This window comes from Lachnoclostridium phocaeense (assembly GCF_959599685.1).
Lineage (GTDB): Bacteria > Bacillota > Clostridia > Lachnospirales > Lachnospiraceae > Claveliimonas > Claveliimonas monacensis.
The window spans coordinates 34673-56452 of record NZ_CAUGIN010000006.1 but is presented as its reverse complement, the minus strand read 5'-3'; the positions used below and the strand labels follow the sequence as shown (position 1 = coordinate 56452).

Genomic DNA, 21780 nt, shown 5'->3' with positions numbered 1-21780 from the left:
GTTCCTGCCGCCTTTTGCATAAAAGGAGGAAGACAGCGAAATGAAGATCTTAAAGGCCGCAGGCTTGAAGAAATATTATGTGACAGATACTTACCAGGTGCGCGCCCTGGACGGAGTGACCCTGGATGTGGAAGAAGGAGAGTTCCTTGCCCTGGTGGGCACGTCCGGCAGCGGCAAGACCACCCTTCTCAATCTGCTGGGAGGACTGGAGGAGCCTACCGCAGGCGGGGTGTGGATACGGGGAAACAGTCTGAAGGATATGACCCGGGAGGAGAGGACTGTTTTTCGCAGGAGGAACATAGGATTCGTCTTCCAGCAGTACAATCTTGTTCCCATGCTGGACGTCTATGAAAATATTGTCCTTCCTCTCCGGCTGGACGGGGAGGAGGCGGACGAGGCGTTTCTGGAGGAGCTGTCGGCGGCCCTTGGGATCCGGGAACTGCTGGGCCGGATGCCCGGGACCCTGTCCGGGGGACAGCAGCAGCGGGTGGCCATTGCCCGGGCTCTTGTTGTCAAACCGGCCATTTTATTAGCGGATGAGCCGACAGGAAGTCTGGACTCCGTGACAGGAATGGAAGTGATGGGACTTCTAAAGACCTGCGCCGCCCGGTTTCACCAGACTGTGATCCTTGTCACGCACCAGGAGGAAGCGGCCCAGATGGCAGACCGGATCCTGCGCATGTCTGACGGAAAGCTGGTGGACGGCAGACAGAAAGAGGGACGGTCTGAAAAGGAGGGGCGACATGCGGGAGTGTAATGGAAAAATAAAAGGAAGTGCCCGCAGGGCCATGCAGATGCTCATACGAAGAAGCGCCCGCGCAGCGCAGGGCAGGAACCGGATACTCTTTTCTGCCGTATTTTTTGGCGTGGTGTCACTGGCGGTCATCTCTGGCATCTTCGCAGGCAGGGTCCAGGCGGAACAGACCCGGGCCATCCGGCAGGCGGGTACAGTAGCCGCCACCTGTCTGGAAGGAGGAAATGCTTCCCAGTACGAAAGGCTCCGGAAACTTTCCTACATCCGGGAAGCAGGGCGGAGACGGACTGTGGGCAATGCGAAACGTCCGGATAAGGAGGGCAGCGTCTGCCAGATCTGTGCCCTGGATCTGATGGCGTGGAAAGAACTGACAGAGCCTGCATACACGGATATAGAAGGACAGTATCCTTCCGGGGCGCAGGAGATCATGCTTCCGGTGCGGGCCCTTAAGGAGCTTGGGATCAGCAGTCCGAAGCCGGGGATGGAAATATCTCTTGAGGTGGAAGTGGGACTTTTTCAGAAAGAACAGGAGACTTTCACCTTAAGCGGCTGGTACACAGACTACACAGCGGCCTCCGGGACGGCGGCCCAGGGATATATCTCTTTAGAGAAGCTGGAGGACTGGGGCGGCAGTCTGGATGAGGATGTGGACATACTGATCCTGCAAAAAGACAGCCTGAGCGGCAGGCAGGCTGAGGAACAGCTTTACCGGGATGTGGAGATGGCATCTGACTCCCAGCGGTTTACCGGGGGAAATACAGCCTCTTACAATGCCGTGCGGCGTCTGGCCGGAGGGTACGGGGCGGCGCTCCTTGCAGGGGGGGGCATTCTGGCGGGCGTGTTTTTTCTCATCTGCAATGTGATGCAGATTTCCATGGCGGGTGACGTCCGGCAGATGGGGCTTCTGCATATTGTGGGGATGACAGATGCCCAGCTCAGGGCATTCTATATGGGGCAGCTTCGCAGACCGGTTCTGGGAGGAGCCCTGGCCGGGGCAGGGATTTCTCTTCTCGTGCTGCTTACATGGCTTCCCGGAATACTGGGAGAAAAATATCTGAAAGACTGGGGAGGCGCTGGGAGATGGATGTTTTTCCGGCCGGAGTTTCTGGTAGTTCCGGCTGTATTTACCATTCTGACTGCAGTCCTGGCGGCCGCGTCAGTGATCCTCAGGACTTTCCGGCTGTCAGCTCTGGAGGCTTCCGCCTACACAGGAGCTGATCCTGGCAGACAGCGGGAAAACAAAAGGAAGAGGAAACAAAAGAGCCGTTCACCCAGGCGGGAGCTTGTCTTCATGGCATGGCAAAATGTGCTGCGCCACAGAGGGCGGTTTTTCCTTACGGTCCTGTCTCTTTTTCTCGGCATGGAGGCAGCCCTATGTGCCATAATGATGGCACGGGGCGCGGACTATACCCATGCCATAGAAAAGAAGCCGGACTTTGTGGTGGCGGGAAGATCCGGCTACCCGGCGGAAGAAACAGAAGGGCAGCAGGGAACTGATCTGGAGAGTGACCCCTTTGTCACCGGCAAAACCACACTGATGCTGCTTTACGACAATGACTATGACGAGTTCTCTCCTGTCAGCAGCGCGGTGAAGGAGGAGATCCTGTCACTGGACGGGGTAGAGGGGAGCAGTGTGTATCTTGCAGAGGGAGGTTACCTGTCTCCTTCTTTCAGCCCCAAAGCGTTGGAGCCTTTAAATGACTCGGGTGACACGGTGGAAGAACTGGAGGAGGAGTATGGTTCTTCCGGACTTCCGGTGGAGGTGATGATCGGGGCGGACCACTGCACGGTTCAGATTTTATCCCAGGAGGAGATCCGGGAGCTGGCAGACTTTGCCGGAAAACAGGACCCTGGCCTTGACATGGAAAGTCTGGCAGACGGCACAGGGGTTCTTCTCCTTCACGACCACATACTGTCGCCGGCAAAGGAAGAGCAGGCCCGGGAGAGCGTGGGGGAGCCTGTCCGCTTTTCTGCCCTCTGGTCAAAAGAAGAAAGAGAGAAAAGGCTGGAGGCGGACCCGGAGGAACTGGAAAAGATGGGGGAGCAGCCCGGAATTACCTCAGAAGCCTTCACTCTGTGCGGCTATATGGATACACAGGCGGAGGGATTTCCGGATTTTCCAAGGAGCTGGCACGGAGAAAGCATGCTTTATTTTGTCATCAGTGAAGAGGGTTTTGAAAAGCTGCCTACAGAAAAGAAAACACTGCTTATGGAACTGGATGCCCGGGACGGGAAGGAGGCGGACGTACAGAAAGGGATAGAGCAGATCACCGCAGCGGAGAACCGGCGAAGGGACGAGGCTGGCGAAGCAGGCCTCTTATTGATCAGCGCCGGTGATCTTATGGAGGAGGCCCGGAGCTATATTATGGTCAGCAACCTGGTTTTTGGGATCATTGCCGCTGTGCTGATCTTTGCCGGACTTCTGAATTACTTCAATGTCTGTGTCACAGGGATGTTGTCCCGGAAAACAGAGTTTGACATGATGGAAAAGATCGGTATGACAAGGAGGCAGCAAAAGGGACTGATCCTGGCGGAGGGAGCCATCTACCTGCTTGTGACGGCAGCTCTTCTTCTTGTCCTGGGCAGTGCAGTGCTGGCCGCTGTCGGAGCGTATATGGGCGGCCGGATCTCCTACTTTACCTTTTCCTGGCCGGTGTGGCAGGCAGCAGGGATGGAAGCGGCCCTGGCGGTAATCTGCCTGGGAGTACCGGAGGTTATGTACAGGAAGGTACATTGCTAAAGCTCTTAGATTGACATATTTTTCCGTTAGAATTTCCTTGACAAATACGTGGATGATGCATACAATAATCATATCAAAATAATTTGATGTGAGGTGCTGGGATGGAAAAGAAGTATCAGGAGCATGCGAAAGTTTTCAAAGCGTTTTGTGATCCTAAACGTCTTGCTATACTGGAAGAATTACGAAGCGGTGAAAAATGCGCCTGTAAACTTCTGGAACCATTGGATTTGACACAATCGGGATTATCATATCACATGAAAATACTGTGTGAATCGGGAATTGTCATCAGCCGCCAGGAGGGAAAATGGACCTATTATCGTCTGAGTCTGTCCGGCAGAGATAAAGCACTTGCTCTGCTGGAAAAGCTGGCTACACCCGGTACAGAAAATGTAAATTAAACGTCATCTGATCTCAGGTGGCGTTTCATTAGGTATAACACATCAAAAAAAATTGATATATTGAAAGTAATGGATCATGCAGAAGTTTGTATACGAATATGCCACAAAGGTTTATTTTGGAGAGGGAGCAGCAAAAGAGCACCTGGCAGCGGCTGTGTCCGCTTACGGCCCTCATGTGATGCTGGCTTACGGCGGCGGTTCCGTGAAGAAGAACGGCATCTACGATGAGGTGAAATCCATCCTGGAAGGGGCGGGCAAAGAGGTGACAGATTTTTCCGGCATCATGTCCAATCCTACCTACGTCAAAGTGCAGGAAGGAGCGCAGCTTGCAAAGAAGGAACACATTGACTTTATCCTGGCAGTGGGCGGCGGCTCTGTCATTGACTGCTGCAAGATCGTGGCAGCCCAGGCAAAGACAGACAAGGACCTCTGGGAGATGGAGATGACAGACCATCAGTTCCCTTCAGAGGTGATTCCCATGGACGCCATTGTCACCGCTTCCGGCACAGGCGCTGAGATGAACGGCGGCGCAGTCATCACCAACGAGGAGAAGGTGATCAAGGCTGGAATGGCGGCTGCGGCTCCCAGGTTTGCCATCCTGGATCCGTCCTACACCATGTCCGTGCCCAGAATGCAGGTGATCTCCGGAGCCTTCGACACACTGAGCCACGCCATGGAGACCTATTTTGGAAATTCAGACGCAGACAATGTATCTGACGATGTGGCCCTGGCTGTCATGAGAAATACAGTGGTAAACATGAAGCGGCTGATGGGAAATATAGACGATATCCAGGCAAGGGGCAATCTCATGTGGGACTCCGCCATGGCGGAAAACGGCATTCTGAAGGTGGGAAGAGTGACGGATTTCCAGTGCCACCAGATGGAGCACCAGCTTGGAGCCTACACAGACTGTAACCACGGACAGGGACTGGCAGTGATCCACCCGGCTTACTACCGCCATATCGCAAAAGATGCGGAGGAGAAATTTGCCAGGTTCGGTCAGGAAGTCTTTGGCGTGGACACAGCGGAAAAAGCCGTTGAGGCGCTGGCAGACTTTATCAGAGAGTGCGGCCTTCCGACAAAGATGAGTGAACTGCGGTCGAAAACAGAGATCACGCCGGAGCTTTTAAGAAATGTGGCGGATAGCTGCAATATTATCAAAAGCAATCCAAGAGAGCTGAGCCACGATGAGATCTACGATATTCTGATGGAGTGCATGTAAAGAAAAAGATAAGGATCGGAAGATTGGCAAAGATACACAGGCCGTATCTTTGCCAATTTACTTAAAGAGGTGAAAGAACATATGAAGACATGGCTGATCACAGGCTGCGGGAAATCCGGGACTGGATGGAAGTGAGCCGGAGCACAGACTACAGATGAGCGGCCGGTCAGATAAAAAAGGAGAGATGATGATGGTACAGGCAGATACAAGGATCGTGGATGTGATCCGGCAGATGCAGGAGCAGAGGAAACAGGACCGCCAGATTTTCTATGATATTTACTCTCAGCAGGAGAAACGGCAGGACCCGGAGAAAAAGGACACAGGTCTTTTCTTCTTCCGGGGAGAGAAGAAGGCGCCTTTTGCTGTGGTCTGCGCAGGAGGCGGCTTTTACTATGTGGGCTCCATTCACGAGAGCCTGCCCCATGCGCTGGAACTCTCCCGGCAGGGGTACAATGGCTTTGCCCTCGTGTACAGGACAAGAACCGCGGATGCGGCCTGCCAGGACCTTGCCAGAGCCATCCGGTTTATCTTTGACCATGCGGCGGAGCTGGGCGTGGACACAGAAGGCTACTCCCTGTGGGGCGGCTCTGCGGGAGCCAGGATGGCGGCGTACCTTGGCAGCTACGGCCCGGGGGCCTTCGGGGAGGGACGGCTGCCCCGGGCCTGCGCGGTGATCATGCAGTACACCGGACACAGCCAGTACAGTCCGGCTGATCCGTCCACCTACGCCTGTGTGGGCGGCCGGGATGGCATTGCTGACTGGCGGGTGATGAAAAGGCGGCTTCAGTGTATGGAGGAACTTGGCATTGACACGGAATTTCATCTCTACCCCGGACTGCGGCACGGCTTCGGCCTTGGCGTGGGAACGGAGGCGGAAGGATGGATAGACGATGCGGTCCGCTTCTGGGATAGGAACCGGGCAGGAAAGAAGGCGCTGCGATGAGAAGACAGGAAGTCTCAGAAAAAGAACTGTTTGAGGACATGCCGGTTCCAAGGGCAGTGGCCACGCTGGCAATCCCTACCATCATAAGCCAGGTGGTGACCATGATCTACAATCTGGCAGATACTTTTTTTGTGGGACAGATCGGCAATCCTTACATGGTGGCGGCTGTGTCCCTGGTGTCGCCCTGGTTCAATCTGCTGACAGCCCTTGGCAATCTCTTCGGCCTTGGCGGGGGCAGTTTGATCTCCCGGATGATGGGGAAGAACAACCACAGGGATATCCGGCATGTCTCTGCCTTCAGTATATGGGGCGGAGCTGCGGTCACACTGCTGTTTTCCCTTCTGACCTTTCTCTTCCAGGAGCCGCTCCTTTCTTTTCTCGGGGCCAGCCAGGATACATACGGCTACGCCCGGAACTATCTGGACTGGGTGGTGGTTCTGGGCGGCGTGCCCACCATGCTGAGCCTGTCCATGGGGCATCTTCTGCGAAGCGAAGGCCATGCCCGGCCGGCCAGCATCGGTATGATGTTCGGCGGCATTCTGAACGTAGTGCTGGATCCGGTGCTGATCTTCGGTCTGCGCCTGGATGTGACAGGGGCGGCCATGGCAACAGCCCTTTCCAACCTGTCGTCCCTGGTGTTTTTTGTGATCATGTACAGGCGGCTGGGGGATCAGACATCTGTCTCCCTTCTGCCCCAATATTTTACCCTGCGGTTTGTAAAGCCGGTCTTTTCCGTGGGGCTGGCCTCGGCGCTGGCCACAGGCCTTGGCAATCTGTCCAACATGGTGATGGTCCGGCTGGCTTCCGGCTACGGGGACATCCCTGTGGCGGCCTACGGCATTGTCAAAAGGATCGACCAGTTCCCTTTGAATGTGTCTATGGGCCTGTGTCAGGGATTTATGCCCCTGGTGGGTTACAACTATGCGGCAAAGAACTATAAAAGGATGCGTGCCGTCTCGTTCTTTTCCTGGAAGACAGCCGTGGTCCTGTCCGCCTGCTTTGTGGCCTGCTTCGCCACACTTGCCCCGGGTATCCTGCATCTTTTTATCCCGGAGGCACAGACAAGTGCGCTGGGGGCGCAGTTCCTCAGGATCGCCTGTCTGGCCGTGCCTTTCACGGCGGTGAATTTCCTTATCAGCTACACTCTGCAGGCCATGGGGAAGGGCACCCAGTCAGCCATCCTTACATTCAGCAGGCAGGGACTTCTGAATATCCCGCTTCTGATCATCATGGATGTGACTATCGGCCTTTACGGCATGATCTGGACCCAGCTCGTGGTGGAGCTGGTCATGCTCCCGGTATCCCTGGGCATGTACATGCACACCTGGCGGAAACTGAAATAGAGAGAAAAAAGACAGAACAAAGAGAGAACATGGACAAGGAGGAATGACAGGATGAAACGAAAAAAGAAAGCCGTGCCTGCTCTTCTGGCAGGGCTGATGGTGCTGCTGACAGCCTGCGGAAACGCCGGGCAGACGCCCCGGGAGGCCTCTTATTCCGTGACAGAGGGGACGCAGGAGTACCGGGGCTTTACCCTGGACAATGTCCTGCACTCGGAGACAGAGGGAGATATCCACTTCAATCTGTATGTGCCGGACAGCTATGACGGCAGCCATCCGACCTCTATCTTTTTCACCCTGCCGGGCTACGAGGGACTGTATTTCCAGGGGACAGGCGAGAACCTGTACCAGGAGGATTTCGGCTTCACGGCCCAGGAATATGACCCGGATATGATTGTTGTGGCGCCCCAGCTTTCCGGCTGGGACGAGGAGTCCGCGGATCAGACCATTGCCCTGGTGGAATATTTTTTTGCCAGCTACAATATCGACCCGCAGAGAGTCTACGGGGAAGGATACTCCGGGGGCGGGGAGACCATGTCCCTTGTCCTTGGCAAAATACCGGAGCTTTTTACCGCCTGCCTTCTGTGCAGTTCCAGGTGGGACGGGGCCTATGAGCCGGTAGTGGAGAGCCGCACGCCGGTGTATTTTGTCATCGGTGAGAGCGACGAGTACTACGGGGCCGGTCCTTTTAAGGAAGCCTGTGAAAATCTCCGCAGCCTGTATGAGCAGGAGGGCCTGTCCGGCCAGGAGATAGACCAGCTTCTGGTGCTGGATGTGAAAGCCGGGTCTTACTTTGAAAGACAGGGCATGTCCAACCAGCACGGCGGAGGCAATCTTTTCGCCGCGGACAGGGAAATTATGGGCTGGCTTTTTGAAAAATAAAGTATTAAAATAACAAGGAGACAGAAAATGAAAGTATTACTTGTAAACGGGAGTCCGCACCAGAACGGGTGCACGCATACGGCGCTTGATCTGGCGGGCTGTGAACTGAAAAAAGAAGGCATCACAGCAGAGGAATTATCTTATGTACACCCAGATGCCTGTCGTCTCCTCTCGATACTGGAATATGGTGCATGGGCAGACGCCTGAGGATGTCCTTAAGGACGAAGAGGGCGTTCAGATCATGCGTGTGCTTGGGAAAAATATGGCCTGGCTTTTAAAGAGCATTGAGGCCGGAAAGCAGCAGGGAGTCATTCCCCCTGAGGAGGAGAAAAGGATCAATACAAACTATATCCGATAGGAGATGACAAAGGAGGAGGACCTATGTACAACCTGCAGCTTGAGACATTTATCGTTGTGGCGGATCTGGGCAGCTTTAACAAAGCCGCGGAAGCGCTCTACATCACGCCGCCCGCCGTCACAAAACAGATCAATCTTCTTGAGAAAGACCTGGGTCTTACTCTTTTTGTCCGCACCCACAGGGGGCTGACCCTCACGGAGGCGGGAAAATCTCTCTATAAAGATGCAAAATATATCATCCAGTACTGCAAGGAGTCCGTGGAGCGGGCCAGGAAAGCCATGCAGGAGAAGGACAATGTGATCCGGATCGGCACATCCCCCATGACCCCGGCCGCGCCCCTGGTGCAGGCCTGGTCAAAGGTGCAGAAACAGTATCCGGATATCAAGCTGCAGATGATCCCCTATATGAACAGCCAGGAAAGCGCAAGGGAGATCCTTAAGAACTTGGGGAGCAATATCGACGTGGTGGCGGGGATCTTCGACGAGACTATGCTGAAACTGCGCCAGTGCGCAGGGCTGGAGCTGTCCAGGCAGAGGATCTGCTGCGCCGTCTCTGTCAACCACAGGCTGGCTGAGAAAGACACACTCACTTTCCAGGATCTGTACGGAGAGAATTTTCTCATGATGCACAGGGGCTGGAGCAACTATGTGGATGAGCTGCGGGATGACATCTGGAAAAATCATCACCAGATCCATGTGGTGGATTTTGATATTTACAGCGTGGATATTTTTAACCAGTGCGAGAACAGCAACGATATTCTTATGGTGGTGGAGAACTGGAAGGATGTGCATCCTCTTCTGAAGGTGATCCCTGTGGAGTGGAAGTACACCATTCCCTACGGCGTCCTCTACTCCCCGGAGCCGTCGGATCTTGTGAAGCGGTTTCTGAAAGCCATTCAGAAAGCCGTATAAAACAGCCAGGCTTATACTATAAAGCGAAAGGTATTAACTGGGAAACTAATGGAGACTTCTTTGGAAGTCTCTTTTTTTGTACAATACTTTTAGCAGACATAACACAGCCTGCCCTTTGACGGCAGGAGGGATAAGGGAGGTTTGAAAATATGAAAAATATACTGACAGCGCTTCTTTTAAGCGCCGTGCTGGGGCTGTCCGGGTGCGTTTCCGCCCCGGAACCGGCAGCAGAGAGCAATCAGACAGAGGGACAACAAGAGGCACAGCAGGAGACGCAGTAGGAGGAAGAGACAGCCGGGGACAGCGCCCCGTCCGGCGGATATGTGGACGCAGATACCACAGTGGCTGAGGTGGTAGAGGATCCGGACTTTGAGGGGTTCGGGCAGTTCCTGTTCCCTCTTGGGGGACGGGAGCCGGATGAGGATATGACGCTGGATCATATTGACTCCATGCTTCCTTATCACAATTATATCAATACGGATACCACGGTGGATGTGATCAACTCCATGAAAGACATGGTGGCGGACGGGGAGACCATCTTCTACGATATTTACACGGAGGAGGAAAAGCAGGCAGATCCGGACAAGGAAAACACAGGTCTTTTCTTTTTCCGGGGCAGGACGGACGCGCCCTTTGCCGTAGTCAGCGCAGGAGGCGGATTTTCTTATGTGGGCTCCATACACGAGAGCTTTCCCTACGCCCTGGAGCTGAGCCGCCAGGGATACAATGCTTTTGCCCTGCAGTACAGGACAGGGGGAGCGGAGGTCGCCTGTGAGGATCTGGCGGCGGCCATCAGCTTTATCTTTTCACATGCACAGGAGCTGGGAGTCAGCACGGACTGCTATTCACTCTGGGGCGGCTCTGCAGGAGCCAGAATGGCTGCTTACCTTGGCTCCTACGGTCCGGCCCGGTTCGGCGGGGATGACCTGCCAGGGCCCGGAGCCGTGATCATGCAGTACACGGGACACACGGATTACACGGAAAATGATCCCCCTACCTACGCCTGCGTGGGGGAGAACGATGGGATCGCAAACTGGCGGACCATGGAGGAGCGGATTGAAAACCTGGACGCCGCCGGGATCCGGACGGAATTTCATCACTACCCGGATCTGCAGCACGGCTTTGGACTTGGCATCGGTACCTCCGCGGAGGGCTGGATCAATGATGCCATTGCTTTCTGGCAGGCGCAGATAGATGAGAGTTAGAGGAGGAAGGGTTCCATATGAACAACTTTATATATGAAAATAAGACAAAGGTCTACTTCGGCCAGGGGTGCGTGAAGGAATTCCTCACCTGTCTTGTGAAAGACTGCGACACGGTCATGATGGCCTACGGTCAGGGGTCTGTCAAGCGAAACGGGATCTACGACGAAGTGCTGAATATCCTTATGAAGGCGGGGAAGAACATAGTGGAATTTCCAGGCATCATGCCCAATCCCACCTACGGGAAAGTCATGGAGGGCGTCCGGCTTGCCAGAGAGGGGCAGGTGCAGATGATCCTGGGCATCGGGGGCGGCTCTGTCATGGACTGTGCCAAGGCTGTGGCGCTGGCGGCAGGATGCAGGGGCGACGCCTGGGAGAATTACTGGGCGAGAAAAGGCATCATTGATTTTGATCCCATCCCCACAGGCATGATCCCCACCACGGCGGGGACAGGAAGCGAGTGCAACGGGGCGGCTGTCATTACCCACGAAAAGCGGAAGATAAAGACAGGGTACGACTACCCAAAGTGCAGCCCCAGGTTTGCCCTCATGGATCCGGTCTACACCTTCAGCGTACCGAAGGAACAGATGGTGGCGGGGGCATTTGACAGCCTCTCCCATATCATGGAGACCTATTTCAGCGAGCCGGACGAGCAGAATGTGTCTGATGAGCTGGCCGAGGCTCTGATGCGCAATATCATAAGAAATATGCGCATGGCGGTGGAAAATCCCCGGGATTACACGGCCAGGAGCAACCTTCTGTGGGACTCCACCCTGTCTGAGAACCGGCTTATCAAACTGGGGAAAAAGTGTGATTTCGCCTGCCATCTCATGGAGCACCAGCTTGGAGCCTACACGGACTGCGGACACGGCCAGGGGATGGCGGTGCTGCACCCGTCCTACTACCGCCATATATACAGGGACAGGCTTTCCAAATTCGCCAGATTTGCCGTCAATGTGTGGGGGATCTCCCCGGAGGGAAAGAGCCAGGAGGAACTGGCCAGGGCCGGGATCGACGCCCTGGAAGCATTCATCCGTGACATGGGTCTTCCCACCACCCTGCGGCAGCTTGGGATCAAGGATCAGAAGCAGCTTAAGAGCATTGCGGACTCCTGCCGTTTTTCCCCGGGAGGCTACCGGAAAATACTGCCGGGGGAGATACTGGAGATTTTTAAAGAGTGTTTTTAAGAAAGGGAATACTATTTTTCTGCATATCAAAAGGTGCCACTCATATAATAGTGGCACCTTCGATTTAAATTGAATAGCAAGCTGGGCGGCGTATCCAGCATCTCAGGTACTCTTGCGAGTGTGTCGGGAGCCTTTCCGACCTTTGCAATTCAATTTATTGTATGCTTATTATAGATAAAATATGTTTATTTGTCAAATTTGATTAACCGCCCATTTTTTAGACCATGCTGAAGTTTTCCGTCAGTGATGGTGTGCAGTGTGGCTACATAGAGGTAATTTTTTTTGATATCCAGTTTAATTCCTATCTGGATATTTTCATTGAGCACTTTTACCAGTTCAAAGCTTTTAACATTTTCGTTTGGATTAACCCCAATATAGTCCGGAGAAGCTATGATATCGGGGATCATCGGCAAATATGGCAGACATTCGGGATGCCGCTTTTCGATATGCTTTTTTAGGCCGGAAGACTGATAAATAAAGTCCTGTGTAAATGAAAAAGGAAGATATTCGTTGAATTTCAGATTAAAAGAATGTATGGGAAATATACGATCTGTCACTATGCACCTTCTTTCCTGTCGGCTATAGTCACATAATGTTCTGGTTCAATCAGTTTATCATATAAAAGGATGCTGGTCCAGCATTTTATTTTCATCCTACATACCTGGACAGAACAAAAAATTTAAGAATTCTTAAATAATTTGCCAACATTATTTAAAAAAAATTCCAGTATAGTATAGTCATCATACAAAAGGCGGCAGGGCCGGGAGCAGATAAGACCCCGGACAGGTTCGGAGGGAAAGATATGGAAGCTTCCTATTTACAGGCAGGAACGATGATCAGCGCAGTGATGAGAAGCTGCATGCGGCTTCTGCAGGGGGAGGAAAAGAAGATGACTATGCAAAATTTTGTCATGAAGAAAAAAGAGGCACAGGATTACCTTATTTCAGAGAAAAACGCCACAGTGGAGATCCGGGACGGGTTCAACCCAAACCTGGTGGTACAGCGCTATGTGGAGAGCGGAAAAATCATCATCTACATCCCGGAAGGATGGCAGAAAAAGATCACAGTGGAAGTAAGCAGTGGAACGGTCTGCTGCCACCAGAAGGAGCCCTGCCCGGGCCTTAAGATTTCTGTGAAAAAGGGAGCAGTCCTTGGCGGCGAAGATGCCAGGTGACAGGTTTTTACATTTTCCGTAATTTGTCTATACAGATTTTTTATATTGGGTATGGCGGGACGGTGCCGGGTCTGGTATAAAAGAAAATGTACAGAAACGCGGAAAATGGGAGGTTATAGTTTGAATATCTTAGTCACTCTTGATCAGAATTATTTTCCTCAGCTCCAGGTCATGCTCACATCCTTGAAGCTGAACAATCCGGGCGAGCAATTTTCCCTGTATCTGCTCCACAATCACCTGCCGGAGCCGATGCTGGAGGCAGTGGACAAATGGTGCGGGCAGGCGGGATACGGCTTTTTCCCGGTACAGATGGATGAGAAGCTGTTCCGGAGCGCCCCGGCCAGCAGCAGATACCCGGTGGAGATGTACTATCGTCTGCTGGCAGCTTGGATGCTGCCGGAGGACCTGGACCGGATGATCTACCTGGACCCGGATACGCTAGTCATCAACCCCTTGCGTCCTCTCTGGGAGACGAACATGACAGGCTGGCTCTTCGGGGCGGCGGCCCACACAGGAAAAACAGAATTTGCAAACGATATGAACAGGCTCCGGCTGGGAGTGGAGCACGACTATTATAATTCTGGTGTGCTGCTGATGGATCTGAAGCTGGGACGGCAGGAGATCCTCCCGGAGAAGATCTTTCAGCATGTGGAGGAGCACCGCATGGAGCTGGTTCTCCCGGACCAGGACCTCTTAAACGCACTCTACGGGGAGCGGATCTTCCCTCTGGACGATGCCCTCTGGAACTACGACGCCCGGAATTACAACAACTATCTGATGCGAAGCTCCGGGAAGTGCAATGTAAAATGGGTGATGGAAAACACAGGCATCCTGCACTTCTGCGGCAAGGCAAAACCGTGGAAGCCGGGCTATATCTATCGCTTCGGTATGCTGTACCAGCATTATATGCAGCTTGCCATGCGCGACTGGGGACAGGAAGGGTAAGGCGGCATTTACCTTGAAGTTAATACTGCGAAACTAAACGAGTCTTCTTAGGAGGACTCGTTTTTTCTATAATAAAACCGTAAAACCAGTTCAGATGGAAAAGGAAAGGACAGTGAAAATATGAAAAAGCAAATCGTGACCATACTGATGACCTCAGCCTTAGCCCTTGGGATCACTGCCTGCGGAGCCGGCACAGCGGAAGACCAGACATCCGGAGAGCAGACTTCTTCTGACCAGACGCAGGAGACATCCGATGACCAGGCAGACGCCGGGGAGGATGAGACTGACACCGGGGCGGCCACAGGCTCCTCCAACATTCTTATCGCTTACTTCTCCGTGCCGGAAGATGTGGACACAGAGGGCATTGACGCGGACGCAGGAGCCAGCATTGTGGTAGATGACGGCCAGGTCAAGGGAAATCTGGAGTACACGGCAGGCGTTATCCAGCAGACCACAGGCGGCGATCTGCTGCGCATCGAGACGGTGGACCAGTATCCGCTGGACCATGAGACCCTGGTGGACCAGGCGGCGGACGAGCAGGACCAGGAGGCAAGGCCCGGGCTGGCCTCTCAGATCGAAAACGTGGATCAGTATGACACGATCCTTCTTGGCTACCCCAACTGGTGGGGAGATATGCCCATGCCTTTGTATACATTTTTAGAGGAAAATGATTTTGCCGGGAAGACCATCATTCCCTTTACCGTGCACGGCGGCAGCGGCTTTTCCGACACAGTGGACACTATAGCGCAGCTCCAGCCGGATGCGCAGGTAAGCAGCGACGGGCTGTCCATCTCCAGAAACGACGTGGCGGACGCAGCGGACGAGATTACTTCCTGGGCGGAGGGACTGGGGCTGTAAAAAGCCTTGTAAAATCATGTAATGACAATAAGGAGGAAAAGAGAAATGGCAAAGAAAGTGCTGATCATATCTGCCAGCCCAAGAAAGGGCGGCAATTCAGATATTCTCTGCGATCAGTTTAAGAAGGGAGCAGAGGAAGCGGGAAACACGGTGGAAAAAGTTTATCTGCAGCAGAAGAAGATCGGTCCCTGCCTGGCCTGTTACGGCTGCCGGGGAACCGGGGTCTGCGTCCAGAAGGACGACATGGAGGAACTGCTTAATAAAATGGTGGAGGCGGACGTTCTTGTCCTGGCCACGCCGGTGTATTTCTATTCCATGGACGGCCAGCTGAAGACCATGATCGACCGGACCCTGCCCCGGTACACCCAGATACAGGACAAGGATGTCTACTTTATCGCCACAGCGGCAGCAGGCAGGAGAGCTATGGAGAGGACCATGGACGCTATGAGAGGATTTACGGACTGTCTGCCCCGGGCCCGGGTAAAGGGTGAGATCTACGGAGAAGGGGTGTATCAGAAAGGGGAAGTGGAGAACACACCTGCATACACCCTGGCCTACGAGGCGGGAAAGGCAGTCAGATAAGAGGAAAGGAATGAGGAACATGAAAAGACGTATATTAGGAAAAGATCTGGAAGTATCAGCTATCGGGCTTGGATGCATGGGGATGAGCCATGCCTATGGCCCTGCGGCGGACAAAAAGGAGATGACAGAGCTGCTGGCCCGGGCTGTGGACAAAGGCTACACTTTCTTTGACACGGCGGAGGTATACGGGACGCCGGAACATCCCCACGACAATGAGGAACTTTTAGGAGAGGCATTGAAACCTTACCGCGGCCAGATCGTGCTGGCTTCCAAGTGCGGCATCCGCTTTGACGAGACGTCCGACGCGGTGAACAAGCCTCTGATCCCGGACGGCAGACCGGAGACTATCAAAGCATCTATCGACGGCTCCCTGGAGCGCCTCCAGACAGACCATCTGGATCTCTACTATATCCACCGGATCGACCGCAGCGTGCCCATCGAAGAGACAGCCGGCGCTATGAAAGAGCTGATGGAGGCTGGAAAGATCACCCACTGGGGGATCTCGGAGGCAGATGAGGACACACTGCGGCGGGCCCACGCCGTCTGCCCGGTGACGGCGGTGCAGAACCGGTATTCCATGATGTACCGGGACTACGAAGCGCTGTTCCCGGTGCTGGAGGAACTGCAGATCGGCTTTGTGGCCTTCTCCCCTCTGGCAAACGGTCTTCTGAGTGCAAAGTACAGCAAGGAGTCAAAGTTTGAGAAGGGTACAGACTACCGCAGCGCCATGCCTCAGTTTACCCCCGAGGCCATGGACAGGAACCAGGAGATGCTGGGGCGGATCCAGGAGATGGCAGAGAAGAAACAGGCTACGCCTGCCCAGATCTCCCTGGCCTGGATGCTGGCTAAGGAGCCCTGGATCGTACCTATCCCGGGCACAAGGAAATATGACCGCCTGGTGGAAAACGCGGATGCCTCCGATGTGGAGCTGACAAGCCAGGAAGTGCAGGAGCTGGATCAGATGCTGGATACTGTTCCCATGTCGGCTGTGTTCGGCGGGTCCAAAGTGGAGGAAAAGTAGACAGAAAAGACAGAAAGGAAGATGCGCTATGGAATATGTAACATTAAATAATGGTGTGAAAATGCCCCGGCTTGGTTTCGGGGTCTACCAGATCAAAGATCCGGCCCAGTGTGAACAGGCTGTGCTGGACGCCATTTCTGTGGGCTACCGGCTTATTGACACGGCGGCGTCCTACGGCAACGAGGAGGCTGTGGGACAGGCCATCAGAAAGTGCGGTGTGCCAAGGGAGGAGCTCTTTATCACCACAAAGCTGTGGATTTCCGACACCAGCTATGAAGGGGCAAAGAAAGCGTTCCAGAAATCCCTGGACAAGCTGGGACTTGACTGCATGGATCTGTATCTGATCCATCAGCCCTTAAATGATTACTACGGGGCCTGGCGTGCCATGGAGGAGCTCTACAAAGAAGGAAAAATCCGCGCCATCGGCGTGTGCAGCTTCTATCCGGACCGTCTGGCGGACCTGCTTTCTTTCAATGAGGTGGCTCCGGCTGTCAACCAGGTGGAGGCCAATGTCTTTTTCCAGCAGAATGAGTCTCAGAAATATATGCAGTCCAGAGGCGTGGTCATGGAGGGGTGGGCGCCCTTTGCGGAAGGAAAGAATGACCTCTTCCACAACGAAGTGCTGGCCCGCATCGGGGAGAAACATGGAAAGAGCGTGGCCCAGGTTGTCCTTCGCTGGCTTCTCCAGAGAGGCATTGTATGTATCCCCAAGAGTGTGGAAAAAGAGCGGATGGAGCAGAACTTCGACGTGTTTGATTTTACACTGGACGGGGAGGACCTGGCACAGATCGCGGCCCTTGATACAGGCATGAGCTGCTTCTTCGACCACCATGACCCGGCGGTTGTGGAAAATCTGGCAGGCCTTGTGAGAAACGTGTAGCGCTGCCGGGATCAGCCGGACTGGTTCCTGTACTGCCGGGGACTCATGCCCGTATACCTGCGAAACATCCGGCAGAAATAGCTGGCAGACTGGAAGCCGCAGGCCGCGCTGATCTGCTCCGTGGTGCCCTGGCCGGTGGAAAGGGCATGCCTGGCCATCCGGATCCGGAAGGAGAGAAGGTAGCTGACAGGGGAGGTGTGGAGACAGGCCTGGAAGCAGCGGGAGGCCTCGCTTTTGCTGATCCCTGCGGAGCGGGCAATGTCGGCCAGGGATATGGGCAGATGGTAGCTGTTGTGGATGAAGGACAGCATCTTCTGGGTGCGGATCTGCAGCAGGTGCTGATGCTCCGGGGAAGATAAAAGGGGCACCTCCTCCCTGTGGAGATACAGGATCTGCCAGATCTGGTTGAGCGTGCGCTGCACAGCCATCTCGGGGCAGGGGGTATTGTCCTCCTGGAAGAGGGAAAACATGTGGTCCAGATGCCCCAGAAGCTCCCCCTGCCAGCCGCGCTGCCGCTCCAGGATCATACAGGGGATGCGGTGGTCGGTAAGGACAGGCAGGATGTAGTCCTGGTAGATAAGGCTGGCAGCAGGGGTGATGAGCTCCGGGCTGAACACGATATTGGGACACTGCAGCCTGGCGTCCGGGGCCGCCTGCCGGAACCCGTGGAGCACATTTGTGTTGACAAATATGGCGCACCCCTCTTTCAGACGGAACGTATCGGATCCCACCTGGGCAAGCACGTCCCCGCCCTCTGCCACCCACAGCTCCGGCTCGGGATGCCAGTGCAGAGGCAGGGTCTGGTCCGGGAAACGGTACAGCTCATCTACGTAGAACTGGATGGGATAGCCGGAAGAGCCATGCTGCTTCAGCTCCCGCATTTCTTCATCTGTGACAAGACAAGAGGTATACATGTGTCATCTCCTCATTTCCGGATTTCTATATCCGGATTTTTTATATTCTGGGAAGATTGTATCATAATATGGGAAGAAAATCTATTGTCTCATATGTGCAGAAGAATATAATGAAATCTGTTGAAAAAATGGAAATACGGAGTGAAGAAGATGACAAGATTATGGAAAAGAGAATGGAACTATGAGCATACCATTAAAGCCTGCTTTACAGGGTATATTGTCCAGGCCATCGTCAACAATTTTGCGTCCCTGCTTTTTCTGACCTTTCAGTCAGCATACGGGATTTCCCTGTCAAAGATCACGCTGCTGGTGGCCTTTAATTTCTGCGTCCAGCTCTGCGTGGATCTGCTGGGGGCAGGCTTTATAGACCGGATTGGCTACCGGGCCTCCATGGTACTGGCCCACGTTTTTTCTGCCGCCGGGCTTTTCTCCCTGGCCATCCTTCCGGAAGTGCTGCCGGATGCCTTTGCCGGACTTCTTCTGTCGGTCATGATCTACGCCGTGGGCGGCGGCCTTTTAGAGGTGCTGGTCAGCCCTGTAGTGGAGTCGTGTCCCACGGAAAATAAGGAGACAGCCATGAGCCTTCTTCATTCTTTTTACTGCTGGGGAAGCGCCGGGGTTGTGCTGTTTTCCTCCCTGTTCTTTGCCGTCTTCGGCGTGGAGAGATGGCGGATCCTGGCAGTTCTGTGGGCTCTTGTGCCGGTAGTGAACGGCCTTGTATTTACCAGAGTTCCCATCTACTCCCTTCTGGAAGAGGGGGACCAAGGCATGTCTCTGCCGGAACTGTTCAGAAACAGGGCGTTCTGGATCATTATGCTCCTTATGGTATGCGCGGGGGCCAGCGAACATGCGGTGGCACAGTGGGCCTCCACCTTCGCCGAGTCGGCGCTGGAGATCCCCAAGACCATCGGCGACCTGGCAGGTCCCATGTTCTTTGCCCTTCTAATGGGGACGTCCAGGGCTTTTTACGGCAAGTACGGGGCAGGCATCCACCTGGGGCGTTTTATAAAAGCCAGCACCGTAGTGTGCATTTTCAGCTTCCTTCTGATTTCCCTTTCCCCGTGGCCGGCGGGAAGCCTTCTTGGCTGCGGCCTTTGCGGCCTGGGAGTGGGGATCCTATGGCCGGGGTCCTTCAGCATGGCGGCCCGGATCATGCCAAGAGGCGGAACCCTTCTCTTTGCCATGCTGGCCCTGGCAGGCGACCTGGGCTGCTCGGCAGGCCCCGGCTTTGTGGGTATGGTGTCTTCGGCGGCCGGCGGAAACCTTCACACCGGCATACTGGCGGCAGTCCTGTTTCCGGCTGTGATGCTGGCCGGATGCTGCCTGCTGCTGCGGGTGACCCGGAGCACAGATATATAACCTGGAGGTTAATACTGACAAACTAAGAGAAACTTCTTTGAAACTGTCTTTTCTTTTATACTAAAGCTGTAAAAGAAAAGGCAGTTCTTTTAATAAAGAAAGGAAGATCTCTTATGGCATTTAAGAAAAAATATGCAGCAGCACTGATGACAGCGGCTCTGGCCGTCTCTTTAAGCGCCTGTGGCGCAGAGGGAAGCGCAGACTCCGGCAGTGCAGACAGCAGTCCGGCAGCAGAAGAGGAAGCATCCCAGTCTGCGGAAGCGGGTACCCAGACCGGCGGGGATCTGTTCTCTATTCAGACGGAGGAGGTTTACCCTGCGGACGGCGGGGATCTCATCGACTATGCGGCAGATGAGCAGGATGAGGATGCAAGACCAGAGCTTACCACACAGATTGAAAATCTGGATGACTACGATACCATCTTTGTAGGCTTTCCAAACTGGTGGGGAGATATGCCCATGCCCCTCTATACCTTTTTCGATGAATATGATTTCTCGGGAAAGACTATCATTCCCTTTAACTCCCACAATGGAAGCCGCTTTTCCGGCACAATAGACACCATCGCGGAGCTGGAGCCGGATGCAGAAGTGATCGAGGACGGCTTTACGATCAATGAGCGGGACGTTCCAGATGCAGCCGGAGACATTGCCAGCTGGCTGGATGAGCTGGGATTTTAAACGGATGAAACAGGAGGAACCACAGCGATATGAAAAGGCAGGCGTCAGTTAAGGTAATCGTAGATCTGCTTATGACCGTTCTTCTTATGCTCCTTATGGCATTTGAGCTGATCGGCAGGCAGGCTCATGAGTGGATCGGGACAGCCATGTTTGTCGCATTTGTGATCCACCACATCCTCAACCGGAAGTGGACCAGTCATCTGCTGAAAGGGAGGTATACGCCCATCCGGATTTTCCAGACCGTGCTGGTAGTTCTTGTTCTGGTGTGCATACTTGCCTCCATGGTGAGCGGCGTGGTCATGTCCAGATACGTGTTTGATTTTCTCCCTATAGAGGGAGGGCGCAGCCAGGCGAGGATCATCCACATGCTGGGTGCTTACTGGGGATTTGTGTGTATGTCCCTGCACCTGGGAGTCCACTGGAACATGATGATGGGAATGGTGGGGAAAGCTTTTGGAAAATCGTCCCCCGCCAGAACGTGGCTGTTGCGGGCAGCCGGGATCCTGCTGGCAGGATACGGTGTATATGCTTTCGTGAAGCGGTGTATAGGCAGTTACATGCTCCTTGCAAACACCTTTGTGTTTTTTGACTTTGAGGAGCCCCTTATTTTCTTCCTGGCAGACTATCTTGCAGTCATGGGGCTGTTTGTGTGGATCGGACACTACGCGGCAAAGCTGCTAAAGATCATTTATCAGAATAAAAAATAAAAAGGAGAGATGATACGTATGAAGGCAAAAAAATTATTTTCCATGATACTGACAGGCGTGATGGCAGTCAGCCTGCTGGCAGGATGCGGTTCTGAAACAGACAGTGCACAGGAAAACACTTCTGAAGAGACGGCACAGACCGAAGACCAGGCAGAGACGGATACAGAAGACACAGCCGGCGGATCTTCCGGCAATGTGCTTATTGTCTACTACTCCGCAACAGGAAATACAGAGACCGCGGCAAATTATATTGCGGACGCCACAGGCGGCACTCTCTTTGAACTGGAGCCGGCGGAGCCGTACACGGACGAGGATCTGAATTACAATGATGAAAACAGCCGTGTATCCAGAGAACACGAAGATGAAAGTCTGCAGGATGTGGAGCTGGTGTCCACGACAGTGGAAGGGTTTGACGAGTACGATACGGTCTTCATTGGCTACCCTATCTGGTGGGGAGAAGCTGCCTGGCCGGTAAATCAGTTTGTCGAAAACAATGACTTCACAGGCAAGACCGTCATCCCCTTTGCAACTTCCGCATCCTCTGGATTTGGCGAGAGCGGACAGCTTCTGGCGGATATGGCCGGAACCGGGGACTGGCAGGAAGGTATGAGATTTGGCTCCAGCCCAGATGAAGCCGAGGTGCAGGAGTGGATTGACGGACTGGGACTGTAGTCGGTGAAAACAGAATAATCTGAGGATGAGGCAGGGTTTTCCCTGCCTTTTTTT

The 21780-nt window shown here is 53.9% G+C and carries 24 protein-coding genes and 1 pseudogene; 23 read left to right on the top strand and 2 right to left on the bottom strand.

Annotated features, from left to right (window positions below; all coding sequences use genetic code 11):
- Positions 1-40: 40 nt before the first annotated feature.
- The 13 genes and pseudogenes from Q5911_RS04195 to Q5911_RS04140 all read left to right on the top strand — a co-directional run bounded on the left by Q5911_RS04195 (position 41) and on the right by Q5911_RS04140 (position 11937).
- Positions 41-757 (top strand): ABC transporter ATP-binding protein, encoded by a 717-nt coding sequence (locus Q5911_RS04195; protein WP_303181232.1) that lies wholly within the window; start codon positions 41-43, stop codon positions 755-757.
- A complete protein-coding gene (locus Q5911_RS04190; RefSeq protein ID WP_303181230.1) occupies positions 744-3494 on the top strand; it encodes an FtsX-like permease family protein in 2751 nt (916 codons plus the stop codon). Before Q5911_RS04195 ends, Q5911_RS04190 begins: the two co-directional genes overlap by 14 nt.
- Positions 3495-3595: 101 nt before the next feature.
- A complete protein-coding gene (locus Q5911_RS04185; protein WP_303181228.1) occupies positions 3596-3892 on the top strand; it encodes an ArsR/SmtB family transcription factor in 297 nt (98 codons plus the stop codon).
- Between the two features lie 76 nt (positions 3893-3968).
- A complete protein-coding gene (locus Q5911_RS04180) occupies positions 3969-5114 on the top strand; it encodes an iron-containing alcohol dehydrogenase (RefSeq protein ID WP_303181226.1) in 1146 nt (381 codons plus the stop codon).
- Positions 5115-5268: 154 nt separating this feature from the next.
- Positions 5269-6057, top strand: coding sequence for an alpha/beta hydrolase (locus Q5911_RS04175; protein ID WP_303181224.1), 789 nt, complete (start codon positions 5269-5271; stop codon positions 6055-6057).
- Positions 6054-7400, top strand: a complete 1347-nt coding sequence (locus Q5911_RS04170; protein ID WP_303181223.1) for an MATE family efflux transporter — start codon at positions 6054-6056, stop codon at positions 7398-7400. Before Q5911_RS04175 ends, Q5911_RS04170 begins: the two co-directional genes overlap by 4 nt.
- A 51-nt stretch (positions 7401-7451) precedes the next feature.
- Positions 7452-8279 (top strand): prolyl oligopeptidase family serine peptidase, encoded by an 828-nt coding sequence (locus tag Q5911_RS04165; protein ID WP_303181222.1) that lies wholly within the window; start codon positions 7452-7454, stop codon positions 8277-8279.
- Between the two features lie 27 nt (positions 8280-8306).
- The gene (locus Q5911_RS15010; protein WP_331591693.1) at positions 8307-8486 is read left to right on the top strand and encodes a hypothetical protein; all 180 of its coding nucleotides are present in this window, start codon (positions 8307-8309) and stop codon (positions 8484-8486) included.
- Positions 8404-8637 (top strand): annotated as a pseudogene (locus Q5911_RS04160) (flavodoxin family protein); the annotation flags it as partial. The gene Q5911_RS15010 and the pseudogene Q5911_RS04160, both read left to right, overlap by 83 nt.
- Positions 8638-8660: 23 nt before the next feature.
- A complete protein-coding gene (locus tag Q5911_RS04155) occupies positions 8661-9548 on the top strand; it encodes a LysR family transcriptional regulator (protein ID WP_303181221.1) in 888 nt (295 codons plus the stop codon).
- A gap of 149 nt (positions 9549-9697) precedes the next feature.
- Positions 9698-9829: a hypothetical protein gene (locus Q5911_RS04150; protein WP_303181220.1), complete on the top strand. Its 132-nt coding sequence runs from the start codon at positions 9698-9700 to the stop codon at positions 9827-9829.
- A gap of 42 nt (positions 9830-9871) precedes the next feature.
- Entirely contained in the window at positions 9872-10753 is an 882-nt protein-coding gene (locus Q5911_RS04145; protein WP_303181218.1) for an alpha/beta hydrolase, read from the top strand.
- Between the two features lie 17 nt (positions 10754-10770).
- On the top strand, positions 10771-11937 hold the full coding sequence (locus Q5911_RS04140) for an iron-containing alcohol dehydrogenase (RefSeq protein WP_303181216.1): 1167 nt from the start codon (positions 10771-10773) through the stop codon (positions 11935-11937).
- A gap of 185 nt (positions 11938-12122) precedes the next feature.
- Here the strand turns inward: Q5911_RS04140 and Q5911_RS04135 are convergent, their stop codons facing one another.
- Positions 12123-12494, bottom strand: coding sequence for a PBECR3 domain-containing polyvalent protein (locus Q5911_RS04135; RefSeq protein ID WP_226395690.1), 372 nt, complete (start codon positions 12492-12494; stop codon positions 12123-12125).
- Between the two features lie 245 nt (positions 12495-12739).
- On the opposite strand from Q5911_RS04135, the gene Q5911_RS04130 reads away from it, so the two are divergent.
- The 6 genes from Q5911_RS04130 (at position 12740) to Q5911_RS04105 (ending at position 17397) form a co-directional block, all read left to right on the top strand.
- On the top strand, positions 12740-13111 hold the full coding sequence (locus Q5911_RS04130) for a DUF4097 family beta strand repeat-containing protein (protein ID WP_303181215.1): 372 nt from the start codon (positions 12740-12742) through the stop codon (positions 13109-13111).
- 120 nt (positions 13112-13231) lie between these two features.
- Entirely contained in the window at positions 13232-14056 is an 825-nt protein-coding gene (locus Q5911_RS04125; RefSeq protein ID WP_303181214.1) for a glycosyltransferase family 8 protein, read from the top strand.
- Between the two features lie 120 nt (positions 14057-14176).
- Positions 14177-14914: a flavodoxin gene (locus tag Q5911_RS04120; RefSeq protein ID WP_303181212.1), complete on the top strand. Its 738-nt coding sequence runs from the start codon at positions 14177-14179 to the stop codon at positions 14912-14914.
- A gap of 45 nt (positions 14915-14959) precedes the next feature.
- Positions 14960-15496 carry a flavodoxin family protein gene (locus Q5911_RS04115; protein ID WP_303181211.1) on the top strand — a complete coding sequence of 179 codons (537 nt, stop codon included), beginning with the start codon at positions 14960-14962 and terminating at the stop codon, positions 15494-15496.
- 19 nt (positions 15497-15515) lie between these two features.
- Positions 15516-16517, top strand: a complete 1002-nt coding sequence (locus Q5911_RS04110; RefSeq protein WP_303181209.1) for an aldo/keto reductase — start codon at positions 15516-15518, stop codon at positions 16515-16517.
- A 28-nt stretch (positions 16518-16545) separates the two neighbouring features.
- Complete coding sequence (locus Q5911_RS04105) at positions 16546-17397, top strand: aldo/keto reductase (protein WP_303181207.1); 852 nt, start codon at positions 16546-16548, stop codon at positions 17395-17397.
- An 11-nt stretch (positions 17398-17408) separates the two neighbouring features.
- Here the strand turns inward: Q5911_RS04105 and Q5911_RS04100 are convergent, their stop codons facing one another.
- Positions 17409-18311, bottom strand: a complete 903-nt coding sequence (locus Q5911_RS04100; RefSeq protein WP_303181205.1) for an AraC family transcriptional regulator — start codon at positions 18309-18311, stop codon at positions 17409-17411.
- Positions 18312-18461: 150 nt separating this feature from the next.
- Here Q5911_RS04100 and Q5911_RS04095 point away from each other — a divergent pair, with 150 nt between their 5' ends.
- From Q5911_RS04095 to Q5911_RS04080, 4 genes are all read left to right on the top strand, one after another.
- Positions 18462-19670 (top strand): MFS transporter, encoded by a 1209-nt coding sequence (locus Q5911_RS04095; RefSeq protein ID WP_303181202.1) that lies wholly within the window; start codon positions 18462-18464, stop codon positions 19668-19670.
- A gap of 113 nt (positions 19671-19783) precedes the next feature.
- A complete protein-coding gene (locus Q5911_RS04090) occupies positions 19784-20347 on the top strand; it encodes a flavodoxin (protein ID WP_303181200.1) in 564 nt (187 codons plus the stop codon).
- A 29-nt stretch (positions 20348-20376) separates the two neighbouring features.
- On the top strand, positions 20377-21054 hold the full coding sequence (locus Q5911_RS04085; RefSeq protein WP_303181198.1) for a DUF4405 domain-containing protein: 678 nt from the start codon (positions 20377-20379) through the stop codon (positions 21052-21054).
- Between the two features lie 18 nt (positions 21055-21072).
- Positions 21073-21726, top strand: a complete 654-nt coding sequence (locus Q5911_RS04080; protein WP_303181196.1) for a flavodoxin — start codon at positions 21073-21075, stop codon at positions 21724-21726.
- The last annotated feature ends 54 nt before the right edge of the window (positions 21727-21780 follow it).